Origin of the sequence: Phenylobacterium sp. (assembly GCF_046590535.1) — a bacterium.
GTDB lineage: Bacteria > Pseudomonadota > Alphaproteobacteria > Caulobacterales > Caulobacteraceae > Phenylobacterium.
In genome coordinates, this window is sequence record NZ_JBKJTG010000003.1 from 1 (window position 1) to 15,114 (window position 15,114).

A 15,114-nucleotide genomic window follows, 5' to 3' on the forward strand; every position below is an offset into this window, starting at 1 on the left:
CTGCTGGTCGATCGCCGAATTGCTGGCGCCGTTGATGATCCGGGCCTCGACGCCCTGCACGGTCTTGCTGGTGAAGGTGCTGCCCGTCTGACCCAGAATGCCCGGGCCCAGGGGAGCGAACTTCACATTGAGGTTGATCGTAATGTTGTTGGAGATCAGAGATCCCCAGAAATTCGCTGCGGTCGTGAACCCTTGATAGGCCTGCGAACCGGCTGCCACACCGCCCTGATTGTTTAGCACGATCGTCGCAGCGTCCGCGGCCGTGGCCGCCGTCGCCAAAGCCGACGCCAACAGCACAGCCCGCAGGGATTTCAACTTCAGCCCCATCACCCAACCTCCCAAGTCTGGAAACGACCCCACGCTGGTCCCTCGACTTGTAGTTGAACCTCGCCCAGCGTCTGAGCGCGCGCAAGGATAATTCGTCACTGAGTAACCATGTTCGGCCACTTTTGACCCGCTTCAACCCCCAGGAAGGTAGATCGTACCGCATTTTTTCCCGCTCTGGTTGAATTATTCGCCCAGTTGGGGATTCTCCTTGGCCGCGTCGCCTAGCCCCGCTGGGCAGTGGCCTCGACCACGTCGGCCAGTTTTTCGGCGGCGTCGGGGATGGCGACGGAGCGGGCGGCGGCGGCCATGCGGGCCAGGCGGGCGGGGTTGTTCAGCAGCGTCTCCAGCGCGGTGGCCATCGACTCAACGGTGAGCTGGGCCTCGCGGGCCACCTCCGCGCCGCCGGCGTCGGCCAGCAGCTTGGCGTTCTGGCCCTGATCGTCGTCGATGGCGATGGCCAGCGGGATAAGGATCGAGGGTTTCCCGGCCACGGCGAACTCGCACACCGTGCCCGCGCCCGAACGGCCGATCACCAGGTGGGCGTCGCGTAGGCGGCTGGCGATGTCTCGGAAGAACGGCGCGATTTCGGCGTCCACCAGGGCATCGCGGTAGGCGCGCCGGGCGGTGTTCATCGACTCGGCGCGGGTCTGCTGCTGCACGATCAGCCGCTTGCGCAGGTCCTCGGGCAGCGCCTTGATCGCCTCCGGGACCAGCTCGGACAGCAACCGCGCACCCTGACTGCCGCCGGTGACCAGCAGGCGCAGCGGGCCGTTCGGCTCGGGCGGGACGTAGGGCAGGTCGGCAAGGACGCGGATCGGCGGGCGCACAGGATTGCCGACCACCTTGGCGCGTTCGGCGACCCCGGCGGGGGCCTTCATGAGGGTCGGAAAGGCGCAGGCGATGGTCTGCACATGCGGGGCCAGGAAACGGTTGGCGCGGCCCATGACGGCGTTCTGCTCATGGATCACCGTCGGGCGCCGGTCGATCACCGCCGCCACCAGGGCCGGCGCCGAAGGATAGCCGCCGAAGCCCACCACCACATTGGGGCCGATCTCGCGGAACAGGGCCCGGGCCTGCAGGGCGCCGCGCAGCACGGCGAACCCGGCGCGGGCCATGCCGATCGGGTCGCCGGGCTTGAAGGTGGCCGCCGACAGGCCGATGCGCCGCTCGGCCGGGAAGTCCTGCGCCAGGCCCGCCACCCGTTCGTCCGACGCCAGCACGATCCCCCAGCCCCGCGCGATCAGCGCCTCGGCCAGGGCCTGGGCGGGGAACAGATGCCCCCCCGTTCCCCCGGCGGCGACGACCGCGATCTTGCGCATCAGGTGAACTGGCCCGCCTGGGCCAGTCCCTCGGTGTGCTTGTAGGCGCCCGGCCGCCGCCGCGTCAGCGCCAGCGCCAGGCCGAGAGTCAGGCCCATGGCCAGCATCGACGAGCCGCCATAGCTGATGAACGGCAGGGTCATCCCCTTGGTCGGGATCATGTTGAGATTGACCGCCAGGTTGATGATCGCCTGCTGACCGACCAGCACGAAGAGGCCGGCGGCGGCCACCTGCTCGAACGGGTCGCTGAGCTTCATCGCCCGCTGCAGGCCGCGGATCACCACGAAGGCGAACAGCGAGATCACCACCAGGAGGAACACCAGCCCGAACTCCTCGGCCCCGACGCTGGCGGCGAAGTCGGTGTGCAGGTCGGGCACGTGGCGCTTCATCACGCCCTCCCCCGGCCCCCGCCCGAACAGGCCGCCCGCGGCCTGGGCCACGGCGGCGGCGTCCACCTGGTGGGTATCGGCCTTGTCGGGAGAGAAGAACCGGTCGACCCGGCTCTGCACGTGATCGAACAGGAAGTAGGTGGAGCCGAGGCCCGCGATCGCTGCCGTCCCCAACCCCATGACCCAGGAGATCGGCACCCCGGCCATCCAGAAGGCGGCCCCGAAGGCCACGGTGATCAGCACCGTCTGGCCCACGTCCGGCTGGATCAGCAGCAGGCCCACGGAGACCAGATAGAGGGCGAAGGCGATAGATACGCCCGGCACGCCCTTGCCCTTCTGGCCCTCGGCGAACATCCAGGCCACCAGGATGATCAGCGCCGGTTTCATGTACTCCGACGGCTGGAAGGTGAAGCCGCCGAACTGCAGCCAGCGGGTCGCCCCCTTGGCGCTGTGGCCGATGAACGGCAGGGCGATCATGATGGCGATGGCCGCCAGCCAGATGAAGAAGGCCGCCCGGCGCACACCCTTCACCTCCAGCATCGACATCGTGATCAGGATGAAGGCCGAGGCGCCGGCGAACACGCACTGGCGCACGGCGAAATGGAACGGGTCGCCCAGGTTCATCCGCGTGGCGGCGGCCGGGCTGGCCGCGAACGACATCAGCACACCCGTGAAGATCAGCATCGCAATCACGCCCAGCATCCAGCGGTCCACCGTCCACCACCAGACCCCGATGGCGGAGCGGTCGGAGCGGGCGAAGGCGTGCGCCTGCGAGGACGAGGTCATGCGGCCCCCCGCGCCGCGGCCACGGGCGTTGTGGCGAGATCCTGCACGGCGGAGCGGAACGCCTCGCCACGCGCCTCGAAATCGGCGAACTGGTCGAAGGACGCGGCTGCCGGCGACAGCAGCACGATGGCGTCCTGGCCCGCGGCTGCGGCATCCGAATAGGCCTGGGCCACCGCCTGGGCGATGGTCCCGCACTCGGCGACGGAGGCCTTGCCCTTCAGGGTCTGGGCGAACTCCGGCATGGCCTCGCCCACCAGATAGGCCTTCTCGACGCGGCCGAAGAGGTCGGCCAAGGCCTCGATGCCGCCGGCCTTCGGCTGGCCGCCGGCGATCCAATAGACCTTGGGATAGCTGGAAAGCGCCTGGCGCGCGGCGTCGGTGTTGGTGGCCTTCGAGTCGTTGACGAAGCGCACCCGGCCCAGCATGCCCACGGTCTCCATGCGGTGCGCCAGGCCCGGGAAGCTCATCAGGTGCTCGGCGGCCTCGTCGGCGCCGATCCCCAGGCCCTTGGCGGCAGCGTAGGCCGCGGCCGCGTTCTGCCAGTTGTGGCGGCCCGGCAAGGAGCGAGCCTGCAGCAGGTCGGCCACTTCCACGGCGCGCTCGGCCGTGGCGTCGTAGAGCAGGCCGTTCAGCACATAGACGCCCCGGCCCATAGCCTTGGAGGCGGAGATCGGCACGATGGTGCGGCGGTTGGCGGCGGTGATCTCAGTGCAGATCCGCTGCCCCCAGGGATCGTCCACGCCGATCACAGCGGTGTCGCCTTTGCCCTGGTTGGCCAGGATGCGGCGCTTGGCGGCGACGTAGCCCTCCATCCCGCCGTGCCGGTCCAGGTGGTCGGGCGAGATGTTCAGCATGATGGTCACGTCGGCCTTCAAGCTGGAGGTCAGGTCCAGCTGATAGGAGCTCATCTCCAGGACGTAGACCGCCCCGCCGTGCATGTCCTCCAGGCCCAGGACGCCGTAGCCGATGTTGCCGCCGATGCGCACATCGCGGCCCGCCTGAGCGCAGATGTGACCCACCAGGGCGGTGGTGGTGGACTTGCCGTTGGTGCCGGTGATGGCGACGATCTTCGGGCGCTTGTGCTCGGGCGCGGCGTTCACCGTGCGGGCGAAAAGCTCCATGTCGCCGACGATTTCGACGCCGGCCTCGTTGGCGCGCTGCACGGTCCAGTGGGGCGCGGGATGGGTCAACGGCACGCCCGGCGACAGCATCAGGGCGGCGAACCCGCTCCAGTCGGCCTTGCTGAGGTCGGTCAGGACGAAGCCCTCGGCCTCGGCGGCGGCGCGCGACGACGGCTTGTCGTCCCACAGGGCCACCTGGGCTCCGCCGGCCACGAGGGCGCGCGCCGCGGACAGGCCCGTGCGGGCCAGACCGAATACGGCCACCGTGCTGCCTTCAAAGCCGCGGACCGGGATCATGACGTGCGCATGCTCCCTACCTCAGCTTCAGGGTGGCCAGCCCGAGCAGGGCCAGCATGATGGCGACGATCCAGAAGCGGACCACCACGGTGGACTCCGACCAGCCGAGCTTCTCGAAGTGGTGGTGGATCGGCGCCATCAGGAAGATCCGGCGCCCGGTGCGCTTGAACCACGCAACCTGGATGACCACCGACAGGAGCTCGGCCACAAACAGGCCGCCGATGATGCCAAGCACGATCTCGTGGCGCGTGGCTACGGCCACCGCGCCCACGCCGCCGCCGAGCGCCAGGGCGCCGGTGTCGCCCATGAAAATCTTCGCAGGCGGGGCGTTGTACCAAAGGAAGCCCAGGCCGGCCCCGATCATCGCCCCGCAGAACACCGCGATCTCCCCAACGCCGGGGACGAAGTGGAGCTGCAGGTAGTTGGAGAAGACGTAGTTTCCCACCAGGTAGGCGATCAGGCCGTAGGCGGCCGCGGCGATCATCACTGGCACCGTGGCCAGGCCGTCCAGCCCGTCAGTGAAGTTTACAGCGTTGGCGGCGCCCACGATGATGAAGGCGCCGAAGGCTAGGTAGAACCAGCCGAAGTCGAGCAGCGCCTGCTTGACGAACGGGAACGACACCGAGGTCAGCAGTTCCGGCGCCTCCGGCGGCTTGGTCCCGAAGACGATGATGAGGGCGACGGCCGCCACCGCGATGGCGGTTTCCAGGAACAGGCGCCAGCGGCCGGAAATGCCCGCCGTGGTCTGCTTGGTGACCTTGGCGTAGTCGTCCATGAAGCCCAGCACGCCGTAGCCGGCGGTGACGATGACCACGGCCCAGACGTAGACGTTGGACAGGTCCGACCACAGCAGCGTGCCGATCAACAGGCCCGCCAGGATCATCACCCCGCCCATGGTCGGCGTGCCGGCCTTCTCGACGATGTGGCGCTGGATGCCGTCGGCGCGGATCGGCTGGCCCTTGCCCTGCTTGGCCTGCATCCAGCGGATGAAGCGCGAGCCCATGGCCACCACCACGAACTGCGCCGTGAACAGCGCCAGTCCGGTGCGGAAGGTCTGGTACTTTAGGAGGTTGAGGATCGGGACGTAGCCGGAGGCGGCGTACTGTTCGTAAAGCCAGTAGAACATCAGCCCGCCTTCCCGGAATCGAGGTCGGCCAAGACTCCAGCGATGACGCCGGCCTTCGATCCGTTCGATCCCTTCACCATCACTAGGTCGCCAGGCTCTGCGGCCTGGGCGACCTGCGGCGCGAGTTCGGCCGCACTCCGGGCGTACGCGCCCCGTCGAGTCGGCGGAAGGGCGTCCCATAGGGATTTCATCAGGGGGCCGGCGCAGAACACCAGGTCGATGCCCGCCCGGTCCAGGGGCTGCGCGAGGGCGGCATGGAAGCTGGGGCCGTCGGCGCCCAGCTCCAGCATGTCGGTGAGCGCGACGATCCGCCGCCCGTCCGCCTTGCGCGCGCCGAGCGTGGCGATGGCCGAGGCCATGGAGATCGGGTTGGCGTTGTAGCTCTCATCGATCAGGGTGAATGCGCCGCCGGTCGTATGGACCCACTTTTCAGCGCCCCGGCCCTGCAGCGGCTCGAACGACCCCAGCGCCGCCAGGCTGGCGTCCAGTTCCACGTCCAGGGCCTCCAACATCAGGAGCACGGCCATGGAATTGAGGCCCCAGTGGGCGCCGGTCTGCAGGATCGGGAAATCCATCGCCTTGCCGTGCAGCCGCGCCTGGACCACCGCGTTGTCGCCGGGAACCTGGAAGTCGATCAGCCGCGCGTCGCAGTCGGCGCCGGTCCCGAAGGTGCGCACCTCCGCACCCACGGCCTTGGCTTCTGCCTTGAGGAAATCGAACCAGGCGTTGTCGGCGTTCAGGACCGCCACGCCGCCAGTTTCCAGGCCGGCGAACACCTCGGCCTTGGCGCGGGCGACGCCCTGCTCGCCGTCGGGGAAGTTTTCCGTGTGGACCGGGCCAACGGTGGTGATCGCCACTGCGTGGGGCCGCACCATCCGGGCCAGGGGCCGGATTTCGTCGGCGTGGTTCATGCCGAGCTCGAACACCGCGCGCTCGGTTGCCCTGGGCATCCGGGCCAGGGTGAGGGGAACGCCGATGTGATTGTTGTAGGACTTCACCGACGAATGCGCCGGACCGGCCAGCCGCAGGCCGGCGATGATCGCCTGGGTGACGCTGGTCTTGCCCACAGATCCGGTCACCGCGCCCCGCCGGGCGTTGGGCGCCCGGTCGCGGGCCGCCACACCCAGCCGCTCCAGGGCCGCGAGGGTGTCGTCCACCGCCACCGCTGGGCCGCCGACGTCGCGGCTAACGAGGGCGCCCGTCGCGCCGTTGGCCAGGGCCTGGGCCACGAACTCGTGGCCGTCGCGCGCTCCCCCCAGAGCGACGAACAGGTCGCCAGGCTCCAGCGTGCGGGTATCGATGGAAACACCCGTGGCGGCGAAGGCTCCGCCCACCGAACGGCCGCCCGTCGCGCCGGCGATCTCGTCGGAGGTCCACAGCGGCTCAGCCATGGACCAACTCCAGGGCCTGGGCGGTCTCGGTGACGTCGTCGAAGGGGTGGACCGTGTCGCCGACGATCTGGCCCTGCTCGTGACCCTTGCCGGCCACCACCAGGATGTCGCCGACCCCCAGCATCGCGGCGGCTGCGCGGATCGCCTCGCGCCGGTCGCCGATCTCGGTGGCGCCCACAGAGCCGGCCAGCACCTCGGCGCGGATCGCGGCGGGGACCTCGCTGCGCGGATTGTCGTCGGTGATGATGGCCACGTCCGCCAGTTCGGCGGCGACTTGGCCCATCAGCGGGCGTTTGCCGCGGTCGCGGTCGCCGCCAGCCCCGAACACCACGATCAGCCGGCTCTTCACATGCGGGCGCAGGGCGCGCAGCACCGTCTCCAGGCCGTCGGGGGTGTGGGCGTAGTCCACATAGGCCTCGCCGCCGTGCGGGCCGGGGCCCACGCGCTGCAGCCGGCCGGGGGCGCCTTCCAGTATCTCCAGGGCGGCCAGGGTCTCCTCAAGGCCGAGGCCCGCGGCGCGGCACAGGCCCGCCGCCACAAGGGCGTTGGACGCCTGGAAGCCTCCGGCCAGGGGCAGCAGCACCTCGTGCCGGCGGCCCTCCGCCTCGATGTTCAGCCGCTGGCCCTCGGGCGTCGGGGTGCGCTCCACCAGCCGCAGCGCCTGGCCCGCCTCGCCCACCGACAGAAGGGTCTGCCCGGCCATGATCGCCGCGCCCGCGAAGGCAGGGAAGGCGTCGGAGTCGGCGTTCAGCACCGCGGTCCCGCCCCGCGGCAGCAGGGTCTCGAATAGCCGCAGCTTGGCCGCCCGGTAGGCGCCCATGGTGCCGTGATAGTCCAGGTGGTCCTGGGTCAGATTGAGGAAGCCCGCGGCGGTCAGGGTCACCCCGTCCAGGCGGCGCTGGTCGACCCCGTGGGAGGAGGCCTCCATGGCGAGGTGGGTGACGCCCTTTTCGGTGATCCTGGCCAGCAGTTCGGCCACGTCGGCGGCGTCCGGCGTGGTCAGTCCGGGCGGGGTAACCTGCTCGTCCTTACCGTCGGGACGAGAGATGCGCACGCCCAGCGTGCCCATGCTGGCCGAGGTGCGCCCTGCGTGGGCGAATATCTGCCGGCAGAAGGCCGCCACCGAGGTCTTGCCATTGGTCCCGGTGACCGCGACGCAGACGGCGGGCTGCTTGCCCCAGAACCTGGCCGCGGCCAGGGCGTAGGCCCGGCGCGGGTCGGGGGTGACGATGGTGGGCACGTCGAGGCCCAGGTCTGTGTCGGCGATCACGGCGGCGGCGCCCTGGGCCACGGCCTTGGCCGCGAACTCCGCGCCGTTGACTTTCGACCCCGGCAGTGCGGCGAACAGGAAACCTTTGGCGACCTTGCGGCTGTCGGCGGTGACACCCTTGATCTGCGGGTCGGCCGTCAGGTCGCGCTGGACGATCTTGGAAAGCCGCGCGCTCACTGGGCTTCTCCCGGGGGCGACGGCGGGCTGGCGGCGAGAGCCAGAATGTCGGCCTTGCGCTGCACGCCCAGGAACGGGGCGATCCGCTCGATCACCCGGCCGGTGGCGGGCGCCGCCACCCAGCCGCCGGTGGAGAAGCCGAAGGTCGACGCCGTACCGTGCGGCTCGTCCATCAGGATCAGCACGAAGTAACGGTCGTCGCTTACGGCCCCGTCGGTGGGAAAAACCGCGGCGAAGGAAGAGACCTGACGCTGCGTTGAATACCTGCGGATCTCCGGGTCGTACTTCTCGCCGGTGCCGGTCTTGCCGCCCACCGACAACCCGGGCACGTCAGCCTTGCCGCCGGAGCCGCCGGTGACGTTGGCGCGCATGATCTGTAGCATCTGTTGGGAGGTCTTCTCGGACACGGCTCTAGGACCCGTGGGCCGCACCCCCGGTTCCAGCTTGCGGATGGTCAGCGGCGGCAACGTCCCGCCGTTGAGCAGCGTCGCCATGGCCCGCGATAGCGCCAGCGGGCTGACATTCATCCCGTGGCCGAAAGATGTGGAGGCCACCGCGTCCTCATTCCACACCTTGGGCGTCAGTGGGCGGGCGCTTTCCACCAGCTCCACCTTGGCCGTGCTGGTGAGGCCCAGGGCCGCGAAATACTTGCTCAGCCGCTGCGGGCCGATGCCCACCGCAAGCTTGGCCGTGCCGATGTTGGAGGAGTGCTGGAACACCTCCACCAGGGTCAGGATCTTCCGGGCCGCGTGGTAGTCGTGGATGGTCCGGTACCCGAGCTGGTAAGGGAACCGCGCGTCGAAGGTCGAGGTGGGCGTGGCGACCCCGGCGTCCAGGCCGATGGCGACGGTGAAGGCCTTGAAGGTCGAGCCCATCTCGTAGACGGCGCCCGCGGCGCGGTTGAGCTTGGCGTCCTCCGTGGCTTCGCCCGGGCGGTTCGGGTCGAAGCTCGGATAGTTCGCCATCCCCAGGATTTCGCCGGAGTGGACGTTCAGCACCACGCCCACCGCGCCCTTGGGCTGGAACTCGGCGGCGGCCTTGTTGAGCTCGTCCTCCAGCGCCGCCTGCACGCGCAGGTCGATGGAGAGGGGCACGGTCTTGTGACCGGACGCGCCGGCGCGGATTTCCTCGTTGAGCGCCAGCTCGGCGCCGGAGAGGCCCTCCCCGCCGCTATCCGCAAACCCGATGATGTGCGCCGCGGTGGAGCCCAGCGGATAGACCCGGCGCTGCTCCGGCTCGAAGCTTAGGCCCGGCAGACCAAGGCTGTGGATGCGACCCCGCGCCTCCGGCGTCAGGGCGCCCACCAGGAAGGTCCGGCGCTCGCCGCGCAGCGCCCGCTCCAGCCGCTCGGACGCAAGGGTCGGCAGGGCTGCTCTCAGGGCGCGGCGGGTCTCGGCGGTGTCCCAGATTTCCCGGGGATCCACATAGAGGCCGTAGTGCAGCAGATCGGCGGCCAGCATCTGGCCGTGGCGGTCCACCAGGTCAGCCCGGGCCGCACCCATCGGCGCGGTGATCCCGTCCACGTGGCCCAGGCCGGAGAACAGGGCCGCGCGGGTGGCGCCCACCGCCAAGGTCACGAAGCTGGTGGCGAACAGGGCCAGCACGAAAAAGATGCGCAGGCGAGTGTCGTCCTCGGCGCGGCCGGAGGCGCGGGCGCGCTCGAAGGCATGCTCCAACCCCCAGACTCGGCGCCCTAGCCATCGCGAGATGGCTGAGGATCCGAAGGCCTGCTGCCCGAGGCTCATGGCTGCGGGTCCGTCAGTTCGGCGGCCACCGGCGCGGTGGGCTGGACGACGGGCGCCTCAGCCTCAGGCGCCGCAAGCTCCACCACCACCGGGGGCGGCGGCGGCATGGGCGGGGGTTCCCTGCGGGCCACCTCGGCGAGGCCGTCGATGGTCACCTCGCGCTTCAGGGAGACCGGCTGCAGGCCGAGGTAGGCGCTGGAGAGGCGCTCCAGGCGCTGCGGCTGTTCCTGATGGGAGACCTCCGCCTGGAGCAGGCGGATGCGGGTCTTCTCGGCGTCGATCTGCCGTTCGATGCGGGCGATCTCGGCGCGCTCGCGCCCGGCGATGGTCTTGGCCAGGTAGACGCCGAGGATCAAGGCCATCAGGGCGCCCAGCGCCACCATGTCCACCAGGCGAAAGCCGCGGATACGACGGTCGAGCAGGCTCATGCCGCTTCCCTCCAGACGGGAGCGTCCGTGCGCACTGCGGCGCGAAGTTTGGCCGACCGGGCCCGGGGATTGGCCGCGACCTCGGCGTCCGACGGGGAGTGCGCCCCGTTGAACAGCAGATCGAAGCTGGGCGCGGGCCCCGTCTGCCGCGGCGGGGCGTGCCGCGAGGCCGCCGGGGTGCGGCCGGAGCGGACCGAGAGGAAGGTCTTCACGATCCGGTCCTCCAGAGAATGGAAAGTGACCACGCAGAGCCGGCCGCCGGTCTTCAGGGTGCGCTCGGCGGCCAGCAGGCCGGCTTCGAGTTCCGAGAGCTCCTCGTTCACTGCTATGCGCAGGGCCTGGAAGGAGCGGGTCGCAGGATGGACTTTGGCGCCGCGCCGGCCGCCCAGGGCCTTCTCGATGAATTCGGCCAGTTCCAGGGTGCGGGTGAACGGCTGCTCGGCGCGGCGGCGCGCGATCGCCGCGGCGATCCGGCGGCTCTGCCGCTCCTCGCCATAGACGAACAAGAGCCGCGCAAGATCCTTGGGCTGGGCGGTGTTGACTAGATCGGCAGCGGTCTGGCCCTCGGCACCCATGCGCATGTCCAGGGGGCCGTCGCGCATGAAGGAGAAGCCGCGCTCCGGCTGGTCGATCTGCATGGAGGAGACGCCCAGGTCCAGGGCCACCCCGTCCACGGCGGCCTCACCGGCCACGTCTTCCATGTCCGAGAAGCAGCTCGCCACCAGCCGGAAGCGGTCGGCGGGCAGGCCCTGCGCGAACCGGGCGGCGGTGGGGTCGCGGTCGAAGGCGATGACCCTGGCGCCGGTGGCCAGGATGGCGCGGGCGTAGCCGCCGGCCCCGAAGGTGCCGTCGATGATGGTCTTGCCGGGCGCGGCTTCCAGCCCGTCCAGGACTTCTGCAATCAGGACGGGGGTGTGGGCTGCGCTCATCCGGCCGATCCCAGGCGGGCGGCGCGTTGCTGGGCGCGCAGGGTGGCCAGGCCCTCGCGGGCGGTCTCGCGCTGGGCGGCGCGGTGCGCCTGGAAAGCCTGGCGCTCCCAGATCTGGAAGCGGTCGCCCATCCCCACGACCGTCACCCAGTCGGTGAGGCCGAACATGTCGCAAAGGGTTTCCGGCAGGGTGATGCGGCCGGCGGTGTCGAAGGAGAGCTTAGCCATGCCGCCTAACACGGAGGTCTCCAGGGCCGAGCGCAGCGGGTCGCCGAACTCCAGCTCCTCGATCACCCCGTTGTAGCGGTCGAACAGCGCCTTGCCGCCGCCCTCGACGCAGTCGGCCTCGATGGAGGGAAAACAGAAGACGCCTTCAAAGGGCCCAGCGGCCAGGGCGCGGAATTCCTGCGGCACGACGATGCGCCGTTTGGCGTCCAGTTGTTTCTCGAAGGTCGAGAGAAACATCTAGCCCATTGCCCCCGCTGCAGCGGCCCCCTGGCCGCCCCCCGCCGCGCCTCCGAATGACCCACCCCAGGCAAATCGGTTTGGTTAGCGAATGATGAGTGGGTTAACATGGGACGAAATGGGAGACAATGACTCACCGTGACTATTTCGCGTCAAAACAAAGCAATCGCCAATGCTCATGGTTAACGGAATACTGTTGTCCACAGAACATACATAGAACGCGTTAACAAAGCGGCGCGCCCGTTCGGCGCTCTTGCAGAGCTGATGGTGGGACCAGACGGCCTGTAAGCCGGGTTCTGTGCCGCCCGGACCCGAAAGCCCGGACGCGGCGGCCATTCCTCTGGACCGACCCTCGCGGGCCGGTTCTCGCGACCTACCCGGATCCCTCAGGCCGGCGACGGCCCTACCGGATTACTCCGGCGCGGAATCCCTATTCGGTCTTGCTCCTGGCGGGGCTTGCCATGCCGTCCCTGTCACCAGGCACGCGGTGGGCTCTTACCCCACCCTTTCACCCTTACCGGCCCGAAGGCCGGCGGTTTGCTTTCTGTGGCGCTATCCCTAGGGTCACCCCCGGCGGGCGTTACCCGCCGCCATGTCGTCGTGGAGCCCGGACTTTCCTCGAGCTTGCGCCCGCGACCGCCCGGCCGTCTGGTCCGCGCGGAAACTGATGCCTGGCGGCTGCGGGGTCAACCCACGTCGTGGCCGCGCATCAGCCCGGCCACCGGATGGTCCCCCAGGGCGGCCAGCACGCCGGCGTGATCCGCTGCGGCCTTGTTCTGCGACAGCTTCCAGGTCCCCTGCAGGCGCTGGACGGCGAGCCGCGCCCCCAGGATGCCGCGGGCGACCTGGTCGAATCGGCCGGGGCCCATCTTGTCGCGGGTCCAGGGCGGCTTGGGCGCGAGTCTCGCCTCCTCCTGCGCCGACAGGTCGTCAAGCTGGGTCACCAGGCCCTGGGTAGGCAGCGCCGTCACGGTCCCCTCGGCCTCCACCGTCAGGTAGTTCCAGGTGGGCACCTGGTCGGCGCTTTCGTACCAGTCCGGGCTGACGTAGGCGTCCGGGCCCAGGCTCACCATCACCGCGGCGAACCCCTCGGCCAGATGGGCGGCCAGCGCGTTGCTCCGGGAGATGTGGAAGTCCAGCACCAGCGCCTGAGCTTGCCTGCGGATCACCACCGGTGCGTGGGCCACCAGCGGACGGCCCTGCGGCGCGGCGGCCAGCGTCATGAACGGATGCTCGGCCAGCCAGGCCAGCAGCTTCGCCTCGCCGGTCACCAGGAAGTCTCGCGCCGGGTGCATCAGGCGCCCAGCCGCAACAGGGCGATCAGCCGGGCGCGGGTCTCGCCGTCGGCGATCCCGTCCACCCGCGCCGGGCGCCAGTGCCGCTGGAAGGCGCGCACCACCGCCGTGGTCCCCGCCTCGAACCGGCCGGACGGCGGGCAGTCATAACCCAGGCGGGTGAACCCGGCCTGCAGGGCGAATACCCCGGCCCCCTCCTCGCCCTCGCCCAGCGGCGCGCCGGGGGCGGCCGGCGCCTCCGCCCACAGGCCGTGGCCGGCCTGCGCCAGTTCCTTCCAGGGGAACAGTTCGCCGGGGTCGTCCTTGCGGGTCGGCGCGATGTCGGAATGTCCGACGATACTGCCGTCCTCGATGGTCCAGCGGCCGCGGATGTCGCCCACCAGGGCGATCACCGCATCGACCTGCGCCTGCGGAAACGGTCGGTAGCCGAACTCGTGGCCCGGGTTGACGATCTCGATCCCCACCGACGCGCCGTTGACGTCGCGCTGCCCGCGCCAGGACGAGGCCCCGGCGTGCCAGGCCCGGCGCTCCTCGGGGACAAGCCGAAAGATTCGCCCGTCCTCCTCTACCATATAGTGCGACGAGACCTTGGCCTTGGGGTCGCGCAGCCTGGCCAGGGCCTCCTCGCCGGTGGGCATGCCGGTGTAGTGCAGCACCAGGATGTGCGGGGGGGCCTTGCGGATGTCGAAGTTGGGCGAAGGCGCCTCGATGAAGTTCATTGCGCGCGGTTCCGTATGGCGAGCAGCAGCGGCATTACCTGATTGCCGCGAAGGGCGACGATCAGCACCCCGGTCAGGGCCATCGCGCTGCCCACCGCCATCCGCGGCCCGAATGGGTCGTGCAGGATCGCCACCCCAAGGGCGATGGTGGCCAGCGGCGTCATCAGCGTCAACGGCGAGATCAGGTTGGCCTCATAGCGCTGGATGAGCGCGTAGTAGACCGTGTGCGCCAGCACCGACACCACCAGACCGGAGAACAGCACCGCCCCTAGGAACGGCCAGCCGGCGGCCAGGCCCGCGGCCACCGCGCCGGGCTCGAGCCATGCGGACAGCGCCGCCAGGGGCGGCAGCGAGGCGAACCCCACCCAGGCTTGGAACTGCATGGGCTTCACGCCCTCCATCTGCTTCATCATCACCGCGCCCAGGGATCCCAGGAAGGCCGCTGCGGCCACATACAGCAGCCCCGCCGACAGGCTGAAGCCGCCCGGGTCCCACATGACGGTGAGCGCGCCGGCGAGCGTCAGGGCGATGCCGATCCCGCGCCGCCAGCGGATCCGCTCGCCCAGCATCATCACAGAGAGCAGGGTGGTTATGGGCACGCCCAGTTGCAGGACCACTGCAGCCGAGGACGGCGTCGCCGACTGCAGGCCGATGAACAGCAGGGCGAAGTTGCCGCCGCCCATCAGCAGCGCCACCACGATCAGCCGCCAGCGCGGCCTGGGCATGGGAAACAGCCACGGGAACACCAGCAGGGCGACCACCGCAAAGCGCGCCGCCGCGTAGAACAGGGGCGGTATGCCCAGGTCGCTGACCACGTATTTCGAGACGATGTTGTTCAGGGCCCAGAGCAGGCAGATCAGCACCAGAAGACCGAAGTCGCGAAGGGACATGCGCCCCGGTTAAGCCGCCTGGCCCAGGCTGAGCAGTTCGTAGCGGCCCAGGTGGTGGTCGACGGAGCCGAAGGCGCTCTCAATCATGGTGGCGCGCTTGAAGTAGTGGCCGATGGCCATCTCGTCGGTCATGCCCATGCCGCCGTGGATCTGGATGGCGTTCTGGCCGACGAAGCGGCAGGCCTTGCCGATCTGCACCTTGGCGGCGGAGGCGGCCTTGGACCGCTCCGCGTCGTCCTCGAGCTTGATGTTGGCCATGTAGGTCATCGAGATCGCCTGCTCGACCTGGATGAACATGTCGACCATGCGATGCTGCAGCACCTGGAAAGCCGAGATCGGCTGGCCGAACTGCTTGCGCTGCTTGGTGTACTCCAAGGTGCCTTCGTGCAGCTTGCGCAGCACGCCGCAGGCCTCGGCGCAGGTGGCGGCGATCGCCTCGTC

Annotated in this window: 15 protein-coding genes and 1 other RNA gene; all 16 read right to left on the bottom strand. The window is 69.8% G+C overall.

Annotated features, from left to right (window positions below; genetic code table 11):
- The coding region (locus ACLL81_RS00080; RefSeq protein WP_411286308.1) for a hypothetical protein at nucleotides 1–327 on the bottom strand (327 nt) is incomplete at its 3' end.
- Between the two features lie 221 nt (nucleotides 328–548).
- On the bottom strand, nucleotides 549–1,646 hold the full coding sequence (murG, locus tag ACLL81_RS00085) for an undecaprenyldiphospho-muramoylpentapeptide beta-N-acetylglucosaminyltransferase (RefSeq protein ID WP_411286309.1): 1,098 nt from the start codon (nucleotides 1,644–1,646) through the stop codon (nucleotides 549–551).
- Nucleotides 1,646–2,821 carry a putative peptidoglycan glycosyltransferase FtsW gene (locus ACLL81_RS00090; RefSeq protein WP_411286310.1) on the bottom strand — a complete coding sequence of 392 codons (1,176 nt, stop codon included), beginning with the start codon at nucleotides 2,819–2,821 and terminating at the stop codon, nucleotides 1,646–1,648. Before ACLL81_RS00090 ends, murG begins: the two co-directional genes overlap by 1 nt.
- A complete protein-coding gene (gene murD, locus ACLL81_RS00095; RefSeq protein ID WP_411286311.1) occupies nucleotides 2,818–4,239 on the bottom strand; it encodes a UDP-N-acetylmuramoyl-L-alanine--D-glutamate ligase in 1,422 nt (473 codons plus the stop codon). The genes ACLL81_RS00090 and murD overlap by 4 nt, the downstream gene beginning before the upstream one ends.
- A gap of 16 nt (nucleotides 4,240–4,255) precedes the next feature.
- Nucleotides 4,256–5,365, bottom strand: coding sequence for a phospho-N-acetylmuramoyl-pentapeptide-transferase (gene mraY / locus ACLL81_RS00100; protein WP_411286312.1), 1,110 nt, complete (start codon nucleotides 5,363–5,365; stop codon nucleotides 4,256–4,258).
- A complete protein-coding gene (locus tag ACLL81_RS00105) occupies nucleotides 5,365–6,756 on the bottom strand; it encodes a UDP-N-acetylmuramoyl-tripeptide--D-alanyl-D-alanine ligase (RefSeq protein ID WP_411286313.1) in 1,392 nt (463 codons plus the stop codon). The genes mraY and ACLL81_RS00105 overlap by 1 nt, the downstream gene beginning before the upstream one ends.
- Nucleotides 6,749–8,203 carry a UDP-N-acetylmuramoyl-L-alanyl-D-glutamate--2,6-diaminopimelate ligase gene (locus ACLL81_RS00110; RefSeq protein ID WP_411286314.1) on the bottom strand — a complete coding sequence of 485 codons (1,455 nt, stop codon included), beginning with the start codon at nucleotides 8,201–8,203 and terminating at the stop codon, nucleotides 6,749–6,751. The genes ACLL81_RS00105 and ACLL81_RS00110 overlap by 8 nt, the downstream gene beginning before the upstream one ends.
- On the bottom strand, nucleotides 8,200–9,948 hold the full coding sequence (locus ACLL81_RS00115) for a peptidoglycan D,D-transpeptidase FtsI family protein (protein ID WP_411286315.1): 1,749 nt from the start codon (nucleotides 9,946–9,948) through the stop codon (nucleotides 8,200–8,202). The genes ACLL81_RS00110 and ACLL81_RS00115 overlap by 4 nt, the downstream gene beginning before the upstream one ends.
- Nucleotides 9,945–10,376, bottom strand: coding sequence for a cell division protein (locus tag ACLL81_RS00120; RefSeq protein ID WP_411286316.1), 432 nt, complete (start codon nucleotides 10,374–10,376; stop codon nucleotides 9,945–9,947). Before ACLL81_RS00120 ends, ACLL81_RS00115 begins: the two co-directional genes overlap by 4 nt.
- On the bottom strand, nucleotides 10,373–11,305 hold the full coding sequence (rsmH, locus tag ACLL81_RS00125) for a 16S rRNA (cytosine(1402)-N(4))-methyltransferase RsmH (RefSeq protein ID WP_411286317.1): 933 nt from the start codon (nucleotides 11,303–11,305) through the stop codon (nucleotides 10,373–10,375). The genes ACLL81_RS00120 and rsmH overlap by 4 nt, the downstream gene beginning before the upstream one ends.
- Nucleotides 11,302–11,769 carry a division/cell wall cluster transcriptional repressor MraZ gene (locus ACLL81_RS00130; RefSeq protein ID WP_411286318.1) on the bottom strand — a complete coding sequence of 156 codons (468 nt, stop codon included), beginning with the start codon at nucleotides 11,767–11,769 and terminating at the stop codon, nucleotides 11,302–11,304. Before ACLL81_RS00130 ends, rsmH begins: the two co-directional genes overlap by 4 nt.
- Before the next feature lie 269 nt (nucleotides 11,770–12,038).
- Nucleotides 12,039–12,421: RNase P RNA component class A (gene rnpB, locus ACLL81_RS00135), an RNA gene on the bottom strand.
- A gap of 34 nt (nucleotides 12,422–12,455) precedes the next feature.
- The gene (locus tag ACLL81_RS00140; protein WP_411286319.1) at nucleotides 12,456–13,064 is read right to left on the bottom strand and encodes an FMN-binding negative transcriptional regulator; all 609 of its coding nucleotides are present in this window, start codon (nucleotides 13,062–13,064) and stop codon (nucleotides 12,456–12,458) included.
- Nucleotides 13,064–13,783: an N-acetylmuramoyl-L-alanine amidase gene (locus ACLL81_RS00145; RefSeq protein WP_411286320.1), complete on the bottom strand. Its 720-nt coding sequence runs from the start codon at nucleotides 13,781–13,783 to the stop codon at nucleotides 13,064–13,066. The genes ACLL81_RS00140 and ACLL81_RS00145 overlap by 1 nt, the downstream gene beginning before the upstream one ends.
- Nucleotides 13,780–14,673: a DMT family transporter gene (locus tag ACLL81_RS00150; RefSeq protein ID WP_411286321.1), complete on the bottom strand. Its 894-nt coding sequence runs from the start codon at nucleotides 14,671–14,673 to the stop codon at nucleotides 13,780–13,782. The genes ACLL81_RS00145 and ACLL81_RS00150 overlap by 4 nt, the downstream gene beginning before the upstream one ends.
- A 9-nt stretch (nucleotides 14,674–14,682) precedes the next feature.
- Nucleotides 14,683–15,114 (bottom strand): acyl-CoA dehydrogenase family protein (locus ACLL81_RS00155; RefSeq protein ID WP_411286322.1); only part of this gene is annotated, 432 nt, incomplete at its 5' end.

What these genes read in the sequence shown, in the direction of transcription:
- murG (WP_411286309.1), bottom strand. Translation starts at nt 1,646, where the DNA reads ATGCGCAAGATCGCGGTCGTCGCCGCCGGGGGAACGGGGGGGCATCTG.
- ACLL81_RS00130 (WP_411286318.1), bottom strand. Translation starts at nt 11,769, where the DNA reads ATGTTTCTCTCGACCTTCGAGAAACAACTGGACGCCAAACGGCGCATC.
- murD (WP_411286311.1), bottom strand. Translation starts at nt 4,239, where the DNA reads ATGATCCCGGTCCGCGGCTTTGAAGGCAGCACGGTGGCCGTATTCGGT.
- ACLL81_RS00150 (WP_411286321.1), bottom strand. Translation starts at nt 14,673, where the DNA reads ATGTCCCTTCGCGACTTCGGTCTTCTGGTGCTGATCTGCCTGCTCTGG.
- ACLL81_RS00140 (WP_411286319.1), bottom strand. Translation starts at nt 13,064, where the DNA reads ATGCACCCGGCGCGAGACTTCCTGGTGACCGGCGAGGCGAAGCTGCTG.
- ACLL81_RS00090 (WP_411286310.1), bottom strand. Translation starts at nt 2,821, where the DNA reads ATGACCTCGTCCTCGCAGGCGCACGCCTTCGCCCGCTCCGACCGCTCC.
- ACLL81_RS00105 (WP_411286313.1), bottom strand. Translation starts at nt 6,756, where the DNA reads ATGGCTGAGCCGCTGTGGACCTCCGACGAGATCGCCGGCGCGACGGGC.
- rsmH (WP_411286317.1), bottom strand. Translation starts at nt 11,305, where the DNA reads ATGAGCGCAGCCCACACCCCCGTCCTGATTGCAGAAGTCCTGGACGGG.
- mraY (WP_411286312.1), bottom strand. Translation starts at nt 5,365, where the DNA reads ATGTTCTACTGGCTTTACGAACAGTACGCCGCCTCCGGCTACGTCCCG.
- ACLL81_RS00120 (WP_411286316.1), bottom strand. Translation starts at nt 10,376, where the DNA reads ATGAGCCTGCTCGACCGTCGTATCCGCGGCTTTCGCCTGGTGGACATG.
- ACLL81_RS00145 (WP_411286320.1), bottom strand. Translation starts at nt 13,783, where the DNA reads ATGAACTTCATCGAGGCGCCTTCGCCCAACTTCGACATCCGCAAGGCC.
- ACLL81_RS00115 (WP_411286315.1), bottom strand. Translation starts at nt 9,948, where the DNA reads ATGAGCCTCGGGCAGCAGGCCTTCGGATCCTCAGCCATCTCGCGATGG.